The sequence below is a fragment of the Pseudomonas sp. URMO17WK12:I6 genome (genome assembly GCF_003253625.1).
Lineage (GTDB): Bacteria > Pseudomonadota > Gammaproteobacteria > Pseudomonadales > Pseudomonadaceae > Aquipseudomonas.
Genome location: NZ_QKYZ01000011.1, coordinates 129256 through 147509, shown reverse-complemented (window position 1 = coordinate 147509; position 18254 = coordinate 129256). Strand labels below are relative to the sequence as shown.

Annotated in this window: 14 protein-coding genes and 1 pseudogene; 7 read left to right on the top strand and 8 right to left on the bottom strand. The window is 55.2% G+C overall.

Annotated features, from left to right (window positions below; translation table 11 throughout):
- Positions 1-60: 60 nt before the first annotated feature.
- The 3 genes from F475_RS20315 to F475_RS20305 all read right to left on the bottom strand — a co-directional run bounded on the left by F475_RS20315 (position 61) and on the right by F475_RS20305 (position 3507).
- The gene (locus F475_RS20315; RefSeq protein ID WP_018927728.1) at positions 61-1206 is read right to left on the bottom strand and encodes a PLP-dependent aspartate aminotransferase family protein; all 1146 of its coding nucleotides are present in this window, start codon (positions 1204-1206) and stop codon (positions 61-63) included.
- Entirely contained in the window at positions 1203-2687 is a 1485-nt protein-coding gene (gene amrS / locus F475_RS20310) for an AmmeMemoRadiSam system radical SAM enzyme (protein WP_018927729.1), read from the bottom strand. The genes F475_RS20315 and amrS overlap by 4 nt, the downstream gene beginning before the upstream one ends.
- A 100-nt stretch (positions 2688-2787) precedes the next feature.
- On the bottom strand, positions 2788-3507 hold the full coding sequence (locus tag F475_RS20305; protein ID WP_018927730.1) for a YitT family protein: 720 nt from the start codon (positions 3505-3507) through the stop codon (positions 2788-2790).
- Positions 3508-3707: 200 nt separating this feature from the next.
- On the opposite strand from F475_RS20305, the gene F475_RS20300 reads away from it, so the two are divergent.
- A complete protein-coding gene (locus F475_RS20300) occupies positions 3708-4139 on the top strand; it encodes an Lrp/AsnC family transcriptional regulator (protein ID WP_019578517.1) in 432 nt (143 codons plus the stop codon).
- A gap of 139 nt (positions 4140-4278) precedes the next feature.
- The gene (locus tag F475_RS20295) at positions 4279-4467 is read left to right on the top strand and encodes a short-chain dehydrogenase/reductase (protein WP_111454588.1); all 189 of its coding nucleotides are present in this window, start codon (positions 4279-4281) and stop codon (positions 4465-4467) included.
- Positions 4468-4539: 72 nt separating this feature from the next.
- Here F475_RS20295 and F475_RS20290 read toward each other — a convergent pair whose 3' ends face one another.
- From F475_RS20290 to F475_RS20280, 3 genes and pseudogenes are all read right to left on the bottom strand, one after another.
- Entirely contained in the window at positions 4540-5748 is a 1209-nt protein-coding gene (locus F475_RS20290) for an MFS transporter (protein ID WP_177431121.1), read from the bottom strand.
- 88 nt (positions 5749-5836) lie between these two features.
- Positions 5837-6859, bottom strand: coding sequence for an alpha/beta hydrolase (locus F475_RS20285; protein WP_026331598.1), 1023 nt, complete (start codon positions 6857-6859; stop codon positions 5837-5839).
- 44 nt (positions 6860-6903) lie between these two features.
- Positions 6904-7564, bottom strand: a pseudogene (locus F475_RS20280) (zinc-binding dehydrogenase).
- 165 nt (positions 7565-7729) lie between these two features.
- On the opposite strand from F475_RS20280, the gene F475_RS20275 reads away from it, so the two are divergent.
- From F475_RS20275 to F475_RS20265, 3 genes are all read left to right on the top strand, one after another.
- Positions 7730-8656, top strand: coding sequence for an AraC family transcriptional regulator (locus tag F475_RS20275; RefSeq protein WP_111454587.1), 927 nt, complete (start codon positions 7730-7732; stop codon positions 8654-8656).
- A 440-nt stretch (positions 8657-9096) separates the two neighbouring features.
- Entirely contained in the window at positions 9097-9723 is a 627-nt protein-coding gene (locus tag F475_RS20270) for a TetR/AcrR family transcriptional regulator (RefSeq protein WP_018927737.1), read from the top strand.
- Between the two features lie 198 nt (positions 9724-9921).
- The gene (locus F475_RS20265) at positions 9922-11193 is read left to right on the top strand and encodes an OmpP1/FadL family transporter (protein WP_018927738.1); all 1272 of its coding nucleotides are present in this window, start codon (positions 9922-9924) and stop codon (positions 11191-11193) included.
- A gap of 111 nt (positions 11194-11304) precedes the next feature.
- On the opposite strand, the gene F475_RS20260 is transcribed toward F475_RS20265, so the two are convergent.
- A complete protein-coding gene (locus F475_RS20260; RefSeq protein WP_111454586.1) occupies positions 11305-12090 on the bottom strand; it encodes an SDR family oxidoreductase in 786 nt (261 codons plus the stop codon).
- 138 nt (positions 12091-12228) lie between these two features.
- Positions 12229-13689, bottom strand: a complete 1461-nt coding sequence (locus F475_RS20255; RefSeq protein ID WP_019578526.1) for an efflux transporter outer membrane subunit — start codon at positions 13687-13689, stop codon at positions 12229-12231.
- Between the two features lie 220 nt (positions 13690-13909).
- Between F475_RS20255 and F475_RS20250 the strand changes: the two genes are divergently transcribed.
- A complete protein-coding gene (locus F475_RS20250; protein WP_018927741.1) occupies positions 13910-15019 on the top strand; it encodes an efflux RND transporter periplasmic adaptor subunit in 1110 nt (369 codons plus the stop codon).
- A complete protein-coding gene (locus F475_RS20245; protein ID WP_111454585.1) occupies positions 15016-18165 on the top strand; it encodes an efflux RND transporter permease subunit in 3150 nt (1049 codons plus the stop codon). The genes F475_RS20250 and F475_RS20245 overlap by 4 nt, the downstream gene beginning before the upstream one ends.
- Positions 18166-18254 lie beyond the last annotated feature (89 nt).

The window sequence follows — 18254 nt, the reverse complement described above, 5'->3', positions numbered from 1 at the left end:
CTCGCTTCTCCATAAAAAGCAACGAGCCGTTGAAGGCTCGTTGCTCATGATTAACATCTGTTACGCAGGTTTAAGTGCACTTTTTTGATTGGCCATATTTTCCATGGCCACAAATGCCTGAAGCAGATCCTCTTTAAGATCCTCAAGGGCCTCTAAACCAAAACACAATCGTACCAACCCCTTTTCAATCCCCATATCCGCTTTTTCCTGCTCAGTCATCGAGGCATGGCTTCCACTAAAGGGTTGCGCAACCATTGACGTGACACAGGCCATGCCCGTACCCGTTCCAAACCATTTGAGGGAGCTGGTGAAGGTTTTGTAAAAGGGGACCAGATCGGGCCGAATATCAACAAACACAATGCCACCGTAGCCGGTCAATTGTTTACCATCGACTCGTGGATAATATACATGCTCAATGAAGGGCAGTTCCCGTAGATAGTTGAGCATGCTGGAGGTTGTGTTGCTGTGTTTCTCCATGCGCAGGTTAAATGTTTGCATGCTTCTGCGAAGCAGCCATGCGCTATTAGGCGCTAATATTGAGCCTGAGTAAAAGCGGCCTTCGAGGAGGCGCGTATAAATCATTTCATTGTTGACGAGTACCAGGCCACCCATGACATCGCTATGCCCGGAGAAATACTTCGTTGCGCTGTACAGAGAAATATCCGCGCCGAAGTTCAGAGGCTTTTGAAATATCGGAGTGGCCCACGTGTTGTCAACGACCACCAGAGCGTGTGGGTTGTTTTGCTTAACCGCCTTGCTGACCGCATGAATATCAATGTCTTTCAGAAAGGGATTGGTCGGTGTTTCGAAAATGACCATGTCCACGTCCGACGGCAACTCTTTCAATCCACTTTCCGTGGTGAGATCCAGAATCGTCAGTTTCGCACCGATACGTGCCGCATATCGCTGAAACAGCTTATAAGAACAGCCATAGATATATTTGTTGATCACCAGCGACCCACCAGGTTTCAGCAGCTCCAGCACCATGTAGATGGCACTCATTCCGGTGCTGTAGGCCAAGGCGTATTCGCTTCCTTCCAGTGCAGCGACAACCTGTTCCAGCTCAGTCACATTGGGATTGGCTTTTCTCGAGTAGAAGAACGCCGAGTCAGCGCTAAAAGCGCTGCACTGATAAATAGGCGTCACGGATGGGTGGGCCTCTCGGTCATCGACCCTGATGTGGAGTATTTCAGTAGACACGCTCATGATTTGCTCACCAGTTTGATAACCTGCTCATACATGTTCTGCTTGCCTTCATACCCAATGGTCGGCGTGATGTCGTTTTGCGAAATACCAATCTCTTCAATCGACTCGGTTGGGAAGTGAGCCCTGTCGAATACTTCATGAAGATTTGAGTTCACCCCCTTGGGAAGCCAGACTTCAGGGCCTGATTCATCAATTCGTGCCTTGGCAATAATAAATCGATAGCTTTCATACGGCCGCAATGTCAGTGATTTCCAATCACTGTTGAGCCCGTCGGTATAGTTGCGCCGCAGGTAGACGGTCTGTTCAAAGTCTTCAGTATTCAGCACTTGGGCGTGCAGCGATACGATATCCCCATGCCACTCGAACTTTCGCTTCTCGTAAGAGGTCAATGCAGCCTCTCGCAGTTCAACAGGCATGTTCGCTTTGTGTTCGCCCAGTAACTTGAAGTGTGCGTCGTGCCCACAACGGGTGCAGCAACCGTTGCTATCCAATCCGATCAGTTCAGCATTCAAACCGTAGCGGGTAACGAGTAGAGCGTTACAATTATTGCAGTTGGTATTGGTGCCCTCGACATCATTTACGTTACCCAGATAAACATGCTCAACCCCCATGCTCCGGGCAATGTCCCGGGCCTTCAGGAGTCTATCCACGGGCGTCCTGATGCTATTACTCATTTTATAATCAGGGTGAAACCTTACAAAGTGGAGCGGTACATTCGGGCCCAGTTCATCCAGTACCCACTGGCTGATTTTCCTGGCGGTATCCTCATCGTCACTGATATCGGTAACCATCAAGGTGCTGACTTCAACATATTTACCAGCATCGTATACTTTCTTGATGCCAGCCAGAACGGGCTCTACCCAGCCTGTTGTGACTTTTCGATAGTATTCGGGGGAGATGGACTTTAGCGAAATCGAGAATATGTCGATGACGGGCAATAGTTCATCAATGGCTTCTTCACTGATAAAAAAAGCTGATTTATATAAATTGATTAAGCCCGCTTCCTTTGCCAGCTTTGCCGTATCGAGGATGAATTCATGCCAGACAACAGGGTCGTTATACGTCCAGGAGATAACGCGTATACCATGCTTTAAGGCGGTTTCTACAACCTGTTCAGGCGTATAGTAGTAAACATCTTTGTCTGTCACATACTTGGCCTGAGAGGTCTTCCAATTGTGGCAGTAGCCGCAGTTAAGCATGCAGCCGATATTGCCTAGGGAAAGGATTCGCTCTCCGGGAGCAAAGTGGAATACCGCCTCGGTTTCGATGGTCTCTTCGGTGCTGTGAACGCCTTTGCCATAATTCAATGTAACTAACCGGCCGCCTCTGTTTCCGCGCACCTTGCAAAAACCTACTTTACCCTCCTGAATGACACAGTTTCGGGGAGAAAGATGACACTTTACAACGCCGTTCGGGAGTATTTCTTCCAACTTTGCAGGCGTGCTTTCCAAGGTCCAGTTTTTATTTTTTGTAGTGTCCATCTCTCACTCCTCATTTTACGGAAGTTGCTGTCAATATCATCGGTTTAAATAGTCGAGGCGAAACAATCCCGCCGCCACAGTGGCAGCAATCCCCTAGTAGTTATTGATAGGCGGAAGAAACGCTGGTCAATCCATAATTCTTAAGTGAAAAACGCCTGGCGTTTATATTCATGAATGGCTGTATAAGAGGGCCTATGACCAACAAGAATGCAATGGTTCCCATACCGAAGGGCCCGCCTAGAAGCCATCCGGTTGAAAAGATGCCAATTTCAATTATCATTTTGGCTTTGGTGAATGACCACGCCCATTTGGACACCATGGTAAGCACCACAAGGTCCATGATTCTGATACCAATACCGCTCATGATAATCAGTGCAGACGAATAAGCACACAGCACCAGACCCATCGCCAATATCGTGTACTCATTCACTCTGACAATCAAATACTCTCCAAGCCCCAGCACGGACCAGAGGTCAATCAACAGACCTGTAAGTGTGGTTGTAACAAATGGGCTTATCGGAGGATATTTCTTGTTCCAGAGCATCCACCACAGCAGAAAGAATAGAGAAACGATACCCGAACAAACGCCCATTCCGAGCATGAGTATTTTATTTATCGAGATGATCAGGACATCTAATGGGTCAGTCCCCAGTTGACTGACTATGAAAAACTTGGCCCCCACCGAGAAAAGGGCGACGCCAGCCAAATACATAAAAATCTGATCCATCTTGAAATCACGAAAACTTAGGACTTGCGTTCCAATATAATTCGCGAATGATGGATAGGATTTTTTTTCACACTTTATTTTTTCATCTTCCATACGAACACCATCCCTGGAGGAGAATATTTTATTATGCAGTGCGTAACGCTAAGGATTCAGAGCTATTGATTACCCGGGTTCTTGTTAGGCTTTACCGGGCTGCAAATAGACTAGCACTCTGCTTTATTTTGGTGCATTATTTTTTAATGAAAACCGGGTGCTTTTCATTAAAATTTATACTTTTTGCTGTGGGAGCTTACATGGACCGTATAGACATCAAAATCTTGGGGAAGGTGCAGGACTTTGGTCGCATTTCCATCACGGAGCTGTCCAAGCACGCAGGTCTTTCTATTCCCGCCACCACTGATCGGTTGCGAAAGCTCGAAGATTCTGGGGTCATCAAGGGATATAGCGCTCAGTTAGATCCAACCAAACTAGGGTTCGGCATATCTGCTGTCGTCGGCATGACCACCCTCAAGCCTGCGAAATCCAAATTGATAGCGACGCTCAACGACATACCCGAAGTCGTTGAGTGCCTGCACGTCACGGGTAACGACTCCTACCTGATCAGGATCTATGCCAGGTCAATGGCCGATATCGAAAATATCATTGCGAAGATCAACGCGTACGGTGAGACACGTACAAGCATTGTCTTGTCTGTCCCCATCGAGAGAAGAAAGCTTGTCCCTTGAGCCTGTACATAGAACAGTCGGCTGTCAGCTATTTCAAGGGTGATCATTTTGTTTGCCCGGAACGGCGCCAGCAGCGATTCATCTGCCCCTGAATTAGTAATCAACGTCCACGGCCCTTTGAGGAACGGTGAACAATGTCATGCCGGTCGCAGACGCTTGGGGTACTGCGGCCGATGTGCCTGCACCCACTAACGTACTTGGCCGTTATGGATCACCCGTAGAGGACATCGCACCGGTGGTGCTGTTTCTCGCCAGCAAGGATGGGCAATTTTTGACGGGGTATAGCCTGACGCCTGACGGTGGCCAAATCATCGACAGCGCACGCTGATTTTACCGTCCAGTCTGCAACCGATTGCCCCACAGGGAACACAAGACTCGCCTTGGCATGTCTTGTGTTTTTTCAAGCGATGCTCTCCGATGCAACAGGTTCTCGCGAGGCAGCGCGTGCCGCCAGGAAGGCAAGAACTGCCGCCACGCCCAGCAGCGTGGCGCTCAACTCGAAAGTCGCTCGATAGCCGTTCGAGTCAAATACCAGCCCGCCAACGGTTGCGCCGGATGCAATGGCCAGTTGGATGATCGCCACCATTAAGCCGCCTCCGGCTTCAGTATCCTCTGGCAATGTTCTGGCCAGCCATGTCCACCATCCCACCGGCGCCGCGGTCGCAACCAGCCCCCAGAGGCCCAACAAGACGGTGGTGGTAGTCGCAGAGCTGCCGAACGAAACGAGTGCCAGTGCGATCGCCGCCATCAATATCGGGATGACGATGAGGGTGCGATGCAGGCCATTTTTCAAGAATGCTTCAATCAGGAAGGTTCCCGCGAGGCCTGCCAGGCCGAGGACGAGCAACATCAGTGACAGCATGGAAATACTGACGTGCGTGACCGTTTCAAGGAACGGGCGCAGGTAGGTAAATAGCATGAACTGGCCCATGAAAAAGACACTGACCGCCGTCATGCCTAACGTGACCGGTGTGCTTTTCATCAGCCTGAAAACATTTCCAGTGCCTGAACCGCTTTGCGACTTCATCGCAGGAAGGCTCGCCCAAAGCCAGAGACTGGCGATTACCGCGACCGGGATGACGCACAAAAATGCACCGCGCCATCCGATGAAGGCTCCGAGAAAACTGCCCAGAGGTGCTGCAATCACTGTCGCCAGAGCGTTGCCGCCATTGACGACTGCCATGGCGCGAGCGATCTGGTCGTCGGGCACCAGGCGTATGGCAGTTGCCGCCGACAATGACCAGAAGCCACCAATTGCCACGCCGATCAGCGCGCGGCCGGCCATGAACACCCAGTAGTTCGGCGCGAACGCGACCACGGTTCCCGAAACGATCATCAGCAGAGTCAGGGACAACAGCAGTGGCTTGCGGTCGACCCGCGCCGCCACCGAAGCGGTCAGGAGGCTGGCGAATAGCGCAAACAGCCCGGAGACTGAAATGCCCTGGCCCGCTTGCCCTTCGGTGATATGCAGATCGGCGGCAATCAGTGTCAGCAGGCTGACGGGCATGAACTCCGATGCCACCAGGACGAAGGCGGCGAGCGACATGGCGAATACGGCACCCCATGATTGTTCAGGTTTTCGCGGGCCTGAGAGCGTGTGTTGGATCATTGATTGAATCCTGTAATGCGCGAAGCGTCGCGGCCCCGGGAACGAGGCCGCGCGTGAGAACGGATGCCCGGCCAGGGCACTGTTCAGGCTACTTCAGGTTGCTTTTGAAGAATGTGGTCAACTTGGCGAATGGAATGAGGTTGACCCGGTCGTAAAGATCCACATGGCCGGCATCTGGAATGATGAGCAGTTCTTTAGGTTCTGCCGCGCGTTTGTAGGCATCCTCACTGAACTCGAGTGAGTGTGCCCGGGCGCCAGCAATGAACAGCAGTGGGCGAGGGGAGATCGTCTCGATGTCGTTGAACGGATAGAAGTTCATGAATTTCACGTTGCTGGTCAGCGTCGGCATGGTGGTTGTCTGCGCCGATGCGCCGGCAGGGGTGACCTCACCACGTGGTGTGCGATAGAAATCGTAGAACTCGTCACCCACGGCGTTGCCGGTTAGCTTCAGTGGTGAGCCGCTGGTATAGCGGACTTCGCCACCCCAGAATTCGGCGTTGCGCTGCTGCGCCGCTTCGCGAATGATTTGCTGGCGTTGTTCGATCGTTACACTGTGCTTGAGGCCATTACGATTGGCGGCGCCCATGTCGTACATGCTGACGGTGGCGATGGCCTTCAGACGCGGATCGATCTTGGCCGCACTGATGGCGAAGCTGCCACTGCCGCAAATACCGATGACGCCGATACGTTCACGATCGACCAATGGGCGAGAGCCGAGAAAGTCCACGGCGGCACTGAAGTCTTCGGCGTAGATATCAGGCGAAACGGCCTGGCGAGGCGTGCCCTCACTTTCACCCCAGAAGGACAAGTCCAGCGACAGTGTGATAAATCCCTGCTCGGCCATTTTTGTGGCGTAGAGGTTTGCACTCTGCTCCTTCACTGCCCCCATTGGATGACCGACAATGATCGCGGCATTCTTCGATTGAGGATTGAGGTTCTTCAGGATGAACAGATTGCCCACCACCTTCATGCCGTATTGATTCTTGAAGGTGACCTTTTCTACCGTCACTTTTTCGCTTTTGTAGAAGTTGTCCGCGCCGTTCGACAGATCGGCTCCCGTTGAAGAAAAAGAGGTAACAAGCAGCCCTAGGGCAAGCAAAATGCCTTTCACTGGATAGTCCTTTTGATGAGTGGTTGTTCGCTGGCGCCTTTCGCTTAGCCAGCCAATGTGGCGTTGTCGATCACGAAGCGATACTTGACGTCGCCCTTGAGCATCCGCTCATAGGATTCGTTGATCTGATCGACCCGGACCAACTCGATGTCGGCGACGATGCCGTGCTCGGCGCAGAAATCCAGCATCTCCTGTGTCTCGGGGATACCGCCGATCATCGAGCCGGCAATCGTTCGTCGTTTCATGATCAGGTTGAACACATTGGGCGATGGATGCGGCGAGGCGGGCGCACCGACCAGGGTCAGCGCACCATCGCGCTTGAGTAGAACCAGGAAGGCATCGAGATCGTGGGGGGGGGGCTGCGACGGTGTTGAGGATGAAGTCGAAGCTCTTGGCATGCGCGGCCATCTCCTTCGCCGCTTCGCGCTTGGATTCGGATGTAGTGAACGCCACAACGTGGGCGCCCATCGCGTGGGCCAGCTTGATGCCCATGTGGCCCAGGCCACCAATGCCGACCACGCCGATTTTCTTGCCCGAAAATTGCGTGCCCGCCCACTCGGCGCGCACCTGGTGCAAGTCCGAATGGCAGATGCCGCAAAAGGCAATATCGATCTGAACGTCATGGGTGGCGGGTGTGCGGCGAATGATTTGCAACGGTTCAAGGGGCTTGTCGCCCGCATGAGCACCATAGGCTTGTACAAGCATGGGAGAGTCCTCAATGGCTTTGTCGGATGAACATTTTCCGGCTCTGCCCAGACTCCCTGTAGTGCATTGCACTGGATTACTTGCCTGATTCTATGAGTCTCTGTTTTTTTGCAGGACGGTCACGAGCGGGCGAGTTAGAGTTCAGCGAAGAGGTACAAGGCGAACATGACGATCAAACACGACACTGCTGCTCAACACCTGTCGCCACAAGAAACGCTCGTGCGGATCATTGGCGAGCAGATCCCGAAACCAGGTGACTACGGAACGCCCATTGCGGGCCTGGGCTTTTTCAGGCGCGAACATCCGTCGCCGCCCGTCGTCTGCATGGTCGAGCCAAGCATCATCCTCGTTGTCCAAGGTGAGAAACAGTTGTGGGTAGGTGGCGAGGGCTACCCGTATGACACGTCGCGATTTCTGATCACCTCATTGGACTTGCCCGCCAATTCTGAGGTGCTGGTGGCAAGCTCGGAGCAGCCATGCCTGGGGCTGACTTTGAAGCTCGATCTACGCATGTTGGCTGAGCTGATAGTGCAGGGTGACTTGCCGCCAACCCGTGATCGATCAGTGGTGAAAGGTGTCGGGATTGGTTCAGTAACGCCTGCCATGTTGGCGTCGTTCGAGCGCTTGCTGGCGCTACTCGATGAGCCTGAAGCCATCCCTGTGCTTGCGCCCCTGATTCAGCGCGAAATTCACTATCGTCTCTTGAAGAGTGATCAGGCTGCCAGGTTGCGGCAGATTACCTCGGTCGATGGCCAGGGTTATCGCATCGCAAAAGCCATCGACTGGCTGAAGTTGAATTACGCCTCGGCGCTTCGCGTCGAAGAACTTGCGGCGCGAGTGCAGATGAGTACACCCACCTTTCATCACCATTTCCGCCAGCTCACCTCGATGAGCCCGTTGCAGTACCAGAAGTGGTTGCGATTGAACGAGGCGAGGCGATTGATGCTCAACGAGCATCAGGAAGTATCAAGCGCAGCCTACCAGGTCGGCTATGAAAGCCCATCGCAGTTCAGCCGCGAATACAGCCGTCTGTTTGGCGTACCCCCTAAGCGGGATATTGCGATGTTGCGAGGGCAGGGGGTAGCAACATAAATACACCCTGTCAGGCAGGCGCCATCAGGACGGTTCTCAGCTGGCAGCTAAGGCTATACAAGGCCGACAAACGACAGAATAACCAGGACAATCACAACTGCCCCGACGATGTAGATAATATTGTTCATGAAAACCACCTCTCTATCCCAACAGGATTGCGACACCATGGTGCCTAATACAGATGACACCTTCGTTCGCAGTTCCGTTCCCCGAACCAGTCTCGGCGGCAGCGCTCACCACTGAAGGACTATCAGATAATGTTCTCCAATAAATCAGTCGTGTGTCGCGCTGCAACAACTCCTCGAGGCAGCCACTGTCGACCGGCTCAAGTGATGAAGTTTGTGGGCGCTCGAAAAAGTCGTTCAAAATGGCCGATTCGTGACTAGATATCTTATCGGTCACAAGTTGTCAGTCGGCGATTGGGTGAGTAAGCTGTTCCCATGAATCAGCCATCAATATCTTCAGCTTCGCCCAGCCCCCGTGGCCCAGCCGATCACGACATTCGAGACCAGATTGTTGCGGCGGCCAACGAACACTTCAGTCAGTACGGCTACGGCAAAACCACGGTTTCCGACCTGGCTAGGGCCATTGGGTTTTCCAAGGCCTACATCTACAAATTTTTTGATTCCAAGCAGGCGATCGGTGAAGCCATCTGTGCAAATTGTCTGGCAGAAATCGTCGCGGCTGTGGAGCAGGCGATCAATGTAGAAGACCTGTCGCCGACGGAACGCTTTCGACGATTGGTCAAAACTGTGGTCGCCACAGGCGTGAATCTGTTCTTTAACGACCGAAAACTCTATGACATAGCAGCATTTGCGGCGTCGGAAAGCTGGCCCAGTACGCAGGCTTATGACGCACAGATCAAACGCTTCGTGTTGCAAATCGTGCGGGAGGGGCGAGAGATCGGCGAATTTGAACGCAAGACTCCCCTGGACGAAACAGTAGAAGCGATACATCTGGCTTTGCGGCCTTTCGTCAATCCTTTACTCCTGCAGTACAACCTCGATTATGTCGAGGAGGCGCCCACGCTCACCGCCAACCTCATTTTGCGTAGCCTCATGCCTTGACCTTCGGCTAACGGTTTTACGTCATGCCTGTGTAAGCGACACATCACCAAAACGGCTTTTCACTTTGCCCTTCTTCCAGTCGTCGAAGGGCATTTCATTTATTCGCGTTGTGACCATTGACTGAATTGGTCACATGAATAAATATGGTGAGCCGTTACTTCTACTGCTTCATCTCAGTGATCCCATAGAGTTCAAACAATGAAAAAAATGTTGCTCAAGAGCCCATTTGGCCTCGCTGTCGTGCTCGCATCTTCAAATGTGTTTGCAAGCGGTTTCGCTCTCAATGAACAAAGCGTCAGTGGGATGGGGTCCGGGTTTGCCGGGCGCTCCTCATCCGCTGAAGATGCGAGCACGGTCTTCGGTAATCCGGCGGGTATGTCTCGATTGAAAAGAGAGCAGGTCAGCGTGGGCGCGGCGACTCTATTCGCGAAGACCGACATAAGCCAAACCCGCAGTACATTCGGAGGTCAGGAAGACGGCGACATGGTGCCAACCACCACAGTGCCTATGGGTTACTACGTCAAACCCATCGATGAGCATTGGGCGTTCGGTGTAGGTTTTTATGTACCTTTCGGTCTGATGACTGACTATGGCAGCGGTTTTGCCGGGCGTTACTACGCCAACAAAAGTGAGGTCACGACCCTTACGTTCCAGCCCACCATCAGCTATGCCTTCAACGACAAAGTTTCGATCGGGTTCGGTCCGACCATCAACCGCATCACCGGTGAGCTGTCCGGGATGGTGCCCAATCCACTTAGCCCAGGTCGCAATGACGGAAAACTCAAAAGCACGGGCGATGACACGGCCCTCGGTTTCAACGCCGGTATCCTGGTGCAGGCTACAGACCAAACTCGCTTGGGCATGACTTACCATTCCAAGGTCAGTTACCACTTGGACGCCAAGACCAAGGTCACCGACGGCATCTTTAGCGTGTTGGGGGTCAGCGGTCGGAGTTATGACGCTTCACTGGATGTGGATACCCCAGAGTCAGTGGATTTCTCGGTGACTCATCAGCTCAATAATGACTGGACTCTATATTTGGGGAGTACCTGGACACGTTGGAGTCGCTTTAAAGAATTAACCATCGAGAACACGGGTTTACCCCCTTTGTTGAGCGGCTCGCTGGGCACGATTACCGAAGAACAGAACTGGCATGATACGTGGGCTCACGCTATCGGCACGGCGTACAAATTGAACAGCCAATGGGTACTTCGCGCAGGCTTCTCGGTCGACCAGTCTCCCACCAACAACACCAACCGTGGACCACGTATTCCTACGGGTGACCGGAAGGTTATCAGCTTCGGTGCTGGCTGGACTCCGGCGGACAATGTCACGATCGATGTTGCTTATTCCTACCTATGGGAGGAGAGCGTGCAGATCAACGACGCCTCTGCGAATAGAGGTGCATACAGTGCCAAATTTAAGAACAGTGCGAACGGGCTCGGTACGTCTGTGAGTTACCGCTTCTAATTGAGTGCTGTTACACGATGAATGTCCTGTCGGGAGCACGCGTTGCCTCCCGACCTTTAGGAACACATCTCGGGCCTTTCCCCTGAGGTAAAAGGCCTCTTTGTCGCCCCCTCAGACTCCCATCACCTGCGCCATAAGGCCCTGATGAAGCCGACGAGGTGTGGCCCAAGTCAAGACAGTAATGGCCTTGTTGCCAAAACCGGGCACCACACTCATGCGTCCGGCTTGCAGCGCACGGATTCCTGCACGTACGACGGGTTGGGGCTGCATCATCACCCTTTTCAAGACCGGCGTGATCTTTTGCTTGGCGCTTTCTGCAAATCCGGTATCCGACATTCCTGGGCACAGTGCGGTAACGACGACGCCGTCATTTTTCAGTTCGCGATGAAGCGCATCAGAGAAGCGAAGAACATAGGCTTTCGCGGCAGAGTAAACGGCGAAATTCTTCACGCCCTGGAAGGACAGCAAGCTGGCGACCATCAGGATGTGCCCACGTTTGCGGGCTCGCATGTCGGCCGCGAAAAGGCGTGTCAGGGCTGTCAGGCTGGCGATATCCAAATCAATCATGGTCAGGGACTCATCCAGAGGTTGATCCAGGAAAGGCCCCTGCAATCCATGACCCGCATTGTTGATGAGCACATCGATCACTATATTGCGTTCGCTGAGTCGCTCATGCAGTCCGATGATCGCCGGGATCGAGGACAGGTCTACTTGTTCGACGATCACATCAACGCCGAAGCGTTCGCGCAACTGCGCCGATAGCGCTTCGAGCTTGCTCAGCCTTCTTGCTACCAGAACGAGCGATTTTCCCTGCGCTGCATATTGCCGGGCAAACTCCTCGCCAAATCCGCTTGATGCGCCGGTGATGAGTACCCAGGAATTTTCGTTCGACTTCATTTCGCTTTACTCCGGTTGGTTTCTATTGAGCAATTGGCTGCTGACCGCGTCAGTCGGTGAGCGAACCCACTCTCGGATTGGGTAGTAGCTGAAAGAGGGGGGAGGTGCGTGCATCAAGTGCTACGTCACCTGGTTAAATCATCGTGTCGCAACAGGCTGAGTTTCAGGAGGCTGCCAGCCACCACCGAGGGCCTTGAATGCCGCGACCGCCGCCCGTGCCGATTCCGTTCGTGCTTGTGCCCGAGCATCGGAAGCCTGCAGCATCGTCTCGTCGGCGTGCAGGACATCGATCAGGCTGGCTGTGCCTTTCTCATAGGCAATGAACGACGATTGGCGAGCCTGTGTCAGAGACGCCTCTCCCCCGGTGAGGGTGGTTGCTTGAGCTTCCCGATTCACCAGTGAGGAGAGCGCGTTCTCCACATCCTCGGTGGCGCGCAGCACAGACTGACGGTAAGCGGCCAGGGTTTCGGCTTCCTGTCCCTTGGCTTGGTCGATTTGGGCGTTTATGCGACCGAAGTCGAAGAGTCTCCAGCGCAGGCCCAGTACGCCCGCTGACTGGCTGGCGCCGCTGGTGAAAAGATTGCCTGCGGATACAGCCGTAGCACTACCCAGCAATGCGCTGAGGGAGAATTTCGGGTAGTACTCAGCAATCGCCTCCCCGATGCGTGCGTTTGAAGCCGCAAGACGGCGCTCAGCCACAATGAGGTCTGGCCTGCGGCGCAGCAAATCGGCCGGCGTTCCCATCGTCTTTAACTGCGGCGCTACAGGAATGCTCCCCGCACTGGCCAGTTGTGTGCGGTGAGTGCCTGGCGGCGTGCCGAGCATGACATCCAGCGCATTCATGGCAGCATCGAGACCGGTCTGCAGGACCGGCACTGTCGCCTGGACCTGCGATAGCGCCCCCTCGGCCTGGCGAACCTGATAGTTGGCGGCGAGCCCCTTGCTGTAGAGCAATTGGACTTTCTCTAGTAGCTCCTGCTGTGTTTTGACTTGTCGGTTCGCAATGTCCAGCCGGGTCTGCAGTCCGCGGATAGTGATGTAGATATCGGCGGTCTGCGCGGCGACGGCCAATCGTGTGGCAGCGACGCCCGCCTGGGAAGCCTGGTACTCGGCCAGAGCAGCCTCGCGTCCGCGGCGCAATCCGCCAAAGACATCTACCTCCCAGCTGGCATCTAGGTTGGCCTCGTAGGAACTTCCGTACCGATCATAGCCAGGCGTTGAGTTCAACACCTGGCCGAGCGGCGTCTCGATTGACTGGTAGGAGCGCGCGGCCTGTCCGCTGATGTTCCCCGAGGGCAGTAAAGCGGCATTTGCGGCGCCCAGTCCGGCCCGCGCCTGCGTGACTCGCGCCGACGCCTGCGCCAGATCCAGGTTCTGCTCAAGTGCCTTGGAGACGAAGTCGGCTAACAGCGGATCACCAAAGCCTTCCCACCAGGCGACAAGACTGGCCGGCGTCGCCCCAGGCCTCTGTTCGACAGAAGACTGCCCCAAGTAATGGTCCGACAGTGGGGCGTCCGGACGGTGATAGTCCGGACCGACCGCGCAACCTGTCATCAAGCTGGCACTCACCAAGAGAGCAATGGGGCGGAGGGGAGGCATTGAGGTACCTTCAATTGAGGATGTTTGTGACCATATTACGTTATGGTCACTATCTGTCAATCGACGCTCTTTGGACTGAGCTCGAGGTTGGCCAGCAGTATTCGGCAACGCTAGTGCTGGGATCATGGGGGGCAGTACTTCATGATTCGTGACCATTGACAGATATAGTCACTAGACTGAGAATGAAGCGCCAGTCCTATTTGTTTAAGTAAGGGAACCTATGCGCCGGCTTCGACCTGTCCCCATTGCCGCTTGCTTGTTGCCTCTCGTCCTGACGGCGTGTGGCGACTCATCCACCGTTGAAGATCCACGTACGCATGCCCCTCTGGTGAGGTCCTCTGCGGTTCAGGGTTCGTCCGACGTCTCACGTTCTTTCACGGGCGTCGTGGCTGCCCGCGTCCAGGGCGATCTGGGTTTTCGGGTATCAGGCAAGGTGCTTGAGCGTCTGGTTGACACCGGTCAGACCGTTAAGCGCGGTCAGCCACTCATGCGTCTCGACCCAATCGACCTGGGGTTGCAGGCGCGAGCACAGCAAGAGTCGGTCATCGCCGCTCGGGCCCGAGCCAAGCAGACTGCAGATGACGAGGCGCGATATCGCGACCTGGTCGCCGCAGGCGCTATTTCCGCATCGGCTTACGACCAGATCAAAGCCGCAGCGGATACCGCAAAGGCGCAGCTCAGCGCCGCTGAAGCGCAGGCTGATGTAGCCCGCAATGCTTCTGGTTATGCGGTGCTGTTTGCGGATTCCGACGGCGTAGTGGTGGAGACGCTCGCCGAGCCCGGGCAAGTCGTCAGCCCGGGGCAGCCCGTGGTTCGACTGGCGCGGGCGGGGCAGCGCGAAGCCATCGTGCATCTGCCCGAGACGCTACGCCCCGCAGCAGGATCCACCGCGCAGGCGACGCTTTATGGCAATACCACGGGTGCTGTTACAGCGAAGCTGAGGTTGCTTTCTGACTCGGCCGACCGAATGACACGCACCTTCGAGGCGCGGTATGTGCTTGAGGGCGCGCTGGCCAATGCACCGCTAGGTTCGACCGTCACGCTTCGGATCGCTGAAGGCGCCACGCAAGGGCAGGGGCTACAAGTGCCGATCGCTGCCGTTTATGACCCAGGCCAAGGCACTGGCGTGTGGGTCATTGCCGGTACACCTGCGAAGGTGGCCTGGCGACCTGTTCAAATCTTGGGCTTGAGCGACGACGCAGCGCGAGTCGCAGGCGATCTCAAGGTCGGCGAGCAGATTGTAGCGTTAGGCGCGCATCTGCTGCGCGATGGTGAGGAGGTGAGGCTGGCTCAACCGGATGGCGTCAAGGTCGCAGGGAGTCATCCATGAGCGAGGGGCGCTTCAATCTCTCCGCGATCGCCGTTCGCGAGCGCTCCATCACGGTGTTTCTGATCTTCCTGATCGCTGTTGCGGGCATCCTGTCGTTCTTCCAGCTGGGGCGTGCGGAAGATCCTCCGTTTACGGTCAAGCAGTTGACGGTCATTACCGCGTGGCCGGGCGCCACGGCGCAGGAGATGCAGGATCAGGTAGCAGAGCCACTTGAAAAGCGCCTGCAAGAACTGAAATGGTACGACCGCACGGAAACCTACACCCGTCCTGGCCTCGCCTTCACCATGGTGTCACTGCGCGATAGCACGCCGCCCTCGCAAGTGCAGGAGGAGTTCTATCAGGCGCGTAAAAAGCTCGACGATGAGGCCAGGAAGCTGCCGGCGGGTGTCATTGGGCCAATGGTCAACGACGAGTTTTCGGACGTGACATTTGCACTGTTCGCCCTGAAAGCCAAAGGCGAACCGCAGCGACTGTTGGTACGTGATGCAGAGTCGTTGCGCCAACAACTGTTGCATGTGCCGGGCGTGAAGAAGGTCAACATCATTGGGGAGCAACCCGAGCGCATCTTTGTTTCCTTTTCCCATGATCGGCTGGCCACCTTGGGCGTATCACCTCAGGACATCTTTGCCGCGCTGAATAATCAGAACGTGCTCACGCCTGCCGGTTCGATCGAAAGCGACGGGCCGCAGGTTTTTCTTCGGCTGGATGGCGCCTTCGATAAGGTGCAGAAGATTCGTGACACACCCATTGCGGTTCAGGGGCGGACGCTGAAGCTCTCGGACGTGGCGACGATCGAACGTGGTTATGAAGATCCGGCAACCTTTCTCGTGCGTAATAACGGTGAAGAGGCCTTGTTGCTGGGGATCGTGATGCGTGAGGGTTGGAACGGTCTTGACCTGGGCAAGGCGCTGGACGCGGAGACGGTCAAGATCAATGAAGGCATGCCGTTGGGCATGACGCTCTCCAAGGTCACCGATCAATCTGTAAATATCAGTTCGGCCGTCGGCGAGTTCATGGTCAAGTTTTTCGTCGCGCTGCTTGTGGTGATGCTTGTCTGCTTTCTCAGCATGGGCTGGCGTGTAGGCGTTGTGGTCGCTGCGGCTGTGCCGTTGACGTTGGCTGTGGTGTTTGTGGTGATGGCGGCCACTGGAAAGAACTTTGACCGTATCACCCTTGGCTCGTTGATTCTGGCGCTCGGACTGTTGGTGGACGACGCCATCATTGCTATCGAAATGATGGTGGTGAAAATGGAAGAGGGCTACGACCGCATCAAAGCTTCCGCGTACGCCTGGAGTCATACAGCCGCGCCGATGCTTTCCGGTACGCTGGTGACGGCTATCGGCTTTATGCCCAACGGTTTCGCGCAGTCGACAGCCGGCGAGTACACCAGCAACATGTTCTGGATCGTGGGCATTGCCCTGATTGCCTCCTGGGTGGTTGCGGTAGCTTTTACCCCGTACCTGGGTGTGAAGATGTTGCCGAACATCAAGAAGGTGGAGGGTGGTCATGCGGCCATCTACAACACCCGAAATTACAACCGCTTCCGCCAGGTGTTGACGCGTGTCATCGCTCGCAAATGGCTGGTAGCCGGTACTGTTATCGCAATGTTTGGCGTGGCGATTCTCGGCATGAGCCTGGTCAAGAAACAGTTCTTCCCTACCTCGGACCGTCCAGAGGTATTGATTGAAGTGCAAATGCCTTATGGAACCTCCATTGAGCAGACCAGCGCCACCACCGCCAAGATAGAGGCCTGGCTGCAAAAGCAGGGTGAGGCAAAAATCGTCACGGCCTATATCGGGCAAGGCGCGCCGCGTTTCTATCTGGCGATGGCGCCGGAACTCCCTGATCCATCGTTTGCGAAGATTGTGGTGCTGACGGACAGCCAGGAGGAGCGCGAGGCCCTCAAGTTCCGTCTCCGCGAGGCCGCTGCTGAGGGACTTGCCCCAGAAGCGCGTGTCAGGGTGACTCAGCTTGTGTTTGGTCCATATTCGCCGTTCCCTGTTGCCTATCGGGTGATGGGGCCTGATCCGTCAAAATTGCGCGAGATCGCGGGCCAGGTGCTGGACGTGATGCAGTCGAGCCCGATGATGAGAACCGTCAACACTGACTGGGGGCCACTGACGCCGACGCTGCATTTCGCCCTGGATCAGGATCGCTTGGAGGCGGTGGGGTTGACGTCAAACTCAGTCGCGCAGCAACTGCAATTCCTGTTGACCGGAGTACCGATCACCGCAGTTCGTGAGGACATTCGCTCGGTGCAGGTGGTCGGTCGCGCAGCGGGTGATATCCGGCTCGATCCCGCCAGGATAGAAGGCTTTACGCTGGTGGGCACGGCGGGTCAGCGGATTCCGCTGTCTCAGGTGGGAGAGGTCGATGTTCGTATGGAGGATCCGATCCTCCGACGTCGTGACCGCACGCCGACCATTACCGTGCGCGGTGACATTGCCGAAGGCCTGCAGCCACCGGACGTCTCGAGCGTGATCATGAAAGAGCTGCAGCCGGTCATCGACCAGCTGCCTGACGGGTACCGGATCGAGCAGGCGGGTGCAATCGAGGAGTCGGGCAAAGCCGGTAAAGCGATGTTGCCGCTGTTCCCGATCATGATTGCCATGACGCTGCTGATCATTATTCTGCAGGTACGTTCGATCTCGGCGATGGTCATGGTGTTCCTCACCTCGCCACTGGGGTTGATTGGTGTGGTGCCGACACTGCTTATCTTCCAGCAGCCGTTTGGTATCAACGCTCTGGTAGGTCTAATCGCCCTTTCAGGCATTTTGATGCGCAATACGCTGATTCTGATTGGGCAAATCCATCACAACGCCCAAGAAGGGCTGGATCCGTTTCACGCGGTGGTCGAAGCCACGGTCCAGCGTGCCCGCCCGGTACTGCTGACAGCGCTGGCGGCGATCCTGGCATTCATTCCCCTGACACACTCCGTCTTCTGGGGGACGCTGGCCTACACGTTGATCGGAGGCACGTTCGTCGGAACCATCATGACGCTGGTGTTCCTGCCAGCGATGTACTCCATCTGGTTCAAGATCCGTCCTGACCATGCGGGGAAAACTGAACCAGCCAATAAGCAAACAAGCCTGGTGGATAGGACGCCACCTCGTCCTCTCGATGTTCACCAAACCACAGAGCTTTAGCCGTAGGCCATAGCGTGCTGCTTTAGTGGGCGTCGACGTGGCTGTTTACCTGACACCGAACCGCCGAGGGGACGCAACGTCTCCTCGGC

What these genes read in the sequence shown, in the direction of transcription:
- F475_RS20315 (WP_018927728.1), bottom strand. Translation starts at nt 1,206, where the DNA reads ATGAGCGTGTCTACTGAAATACTCCACATCAGGGTCGATGACCGAGAG.
- amrS (WP_018927729.1), bottom strand. Translation starts at nt 2,687, where the DNA reads ATGGACACTACAAAAAATAAAAACTGGACCTTGGAAAGCACGCCTGCA.
- F475_RS20305 (WP_018927730.1), bottom strand. Translation starts at nt 3,507, where the DNA reads ATGGAAGATGAAAAAATAAAGTGTGAAAAAAAATCCTATCCATCATTC.
- F475_RS20300 (WP_019578517.1), top strand. Translation starts at nt 3,708, where the DNA reads ATGGACCGTATAGACATCAAAATCTTGGGGAAGGTGCAGGACTTTGGT.
- F475_RS20295 (WP_111454588.1), top strand. Translation starts at nt 4,279, where the DNA reads ATGCCGGTCGCAGACGCTTGGGGTACTGCGGCCGATGTGCCTGCACCC.
- F475_RS20290 (WP_177431121.1), bottom strand. Translation starts at nt 5,748, where the DNA reads ATGATCCAACACACGCTCTCAGGCCCGCGAAAACCTGAACAATCATGG.
- F475_RS20275 (WP_111454587.1), top strand. Translation starts at nt 7,730, where the DNA reads ATGACGATCAAACACGACACTGCTGCTCAACACCTGTCGCCACAAGAA.
- F475_RS20270 (WP_018927737.1), top strand. Translation starts at nt 9,097, where the DNA reads ATGAATCAGCCATCAATATCTTCAGCTTCGCCCAGCCCCCGTGGCCCA.
- F475_RS20265 (WP_018927738.1), top strand. Translation starts at nt 9,922, where the DNA reads ATGAAAAAAATGTTGCTCAAGAGCCCATTTGGCCTCGCTGTCGTGCTC.
- F475_RS20260 (WP_111454586.1), bottom strand. Translation starts at nt 12,090, where the DNA reads ATGAAGTCGAACGAAAATTCCTGGGTACTCATCACCGGCGCATCAAGC.
- F475_RS20255 (WP_019578526.1), bottom strand. Translation starts at nt 13,689, where the DNA reads ATGCCTCCCCTCCGCCCCATTGCTCTCTTGGTGAGTGCCAGCTTGATG.
- F475_RS20250 (WP_018927741.1), top strand. Translation starts at nt 13,910, where the DNA reads ATGCGCCGGCTTCGACCTGTCCCCATTGCCGCTTGCTTGTTGCCTCTC.
- F475_RS20245 (WP_111454585.1), top strand. Translation starts at nt 15,016, where the DNA reads ATGAGCGAGGGGCGCTTCAATCTCTCCGCGATCGCCGTTCGCGAGCGC.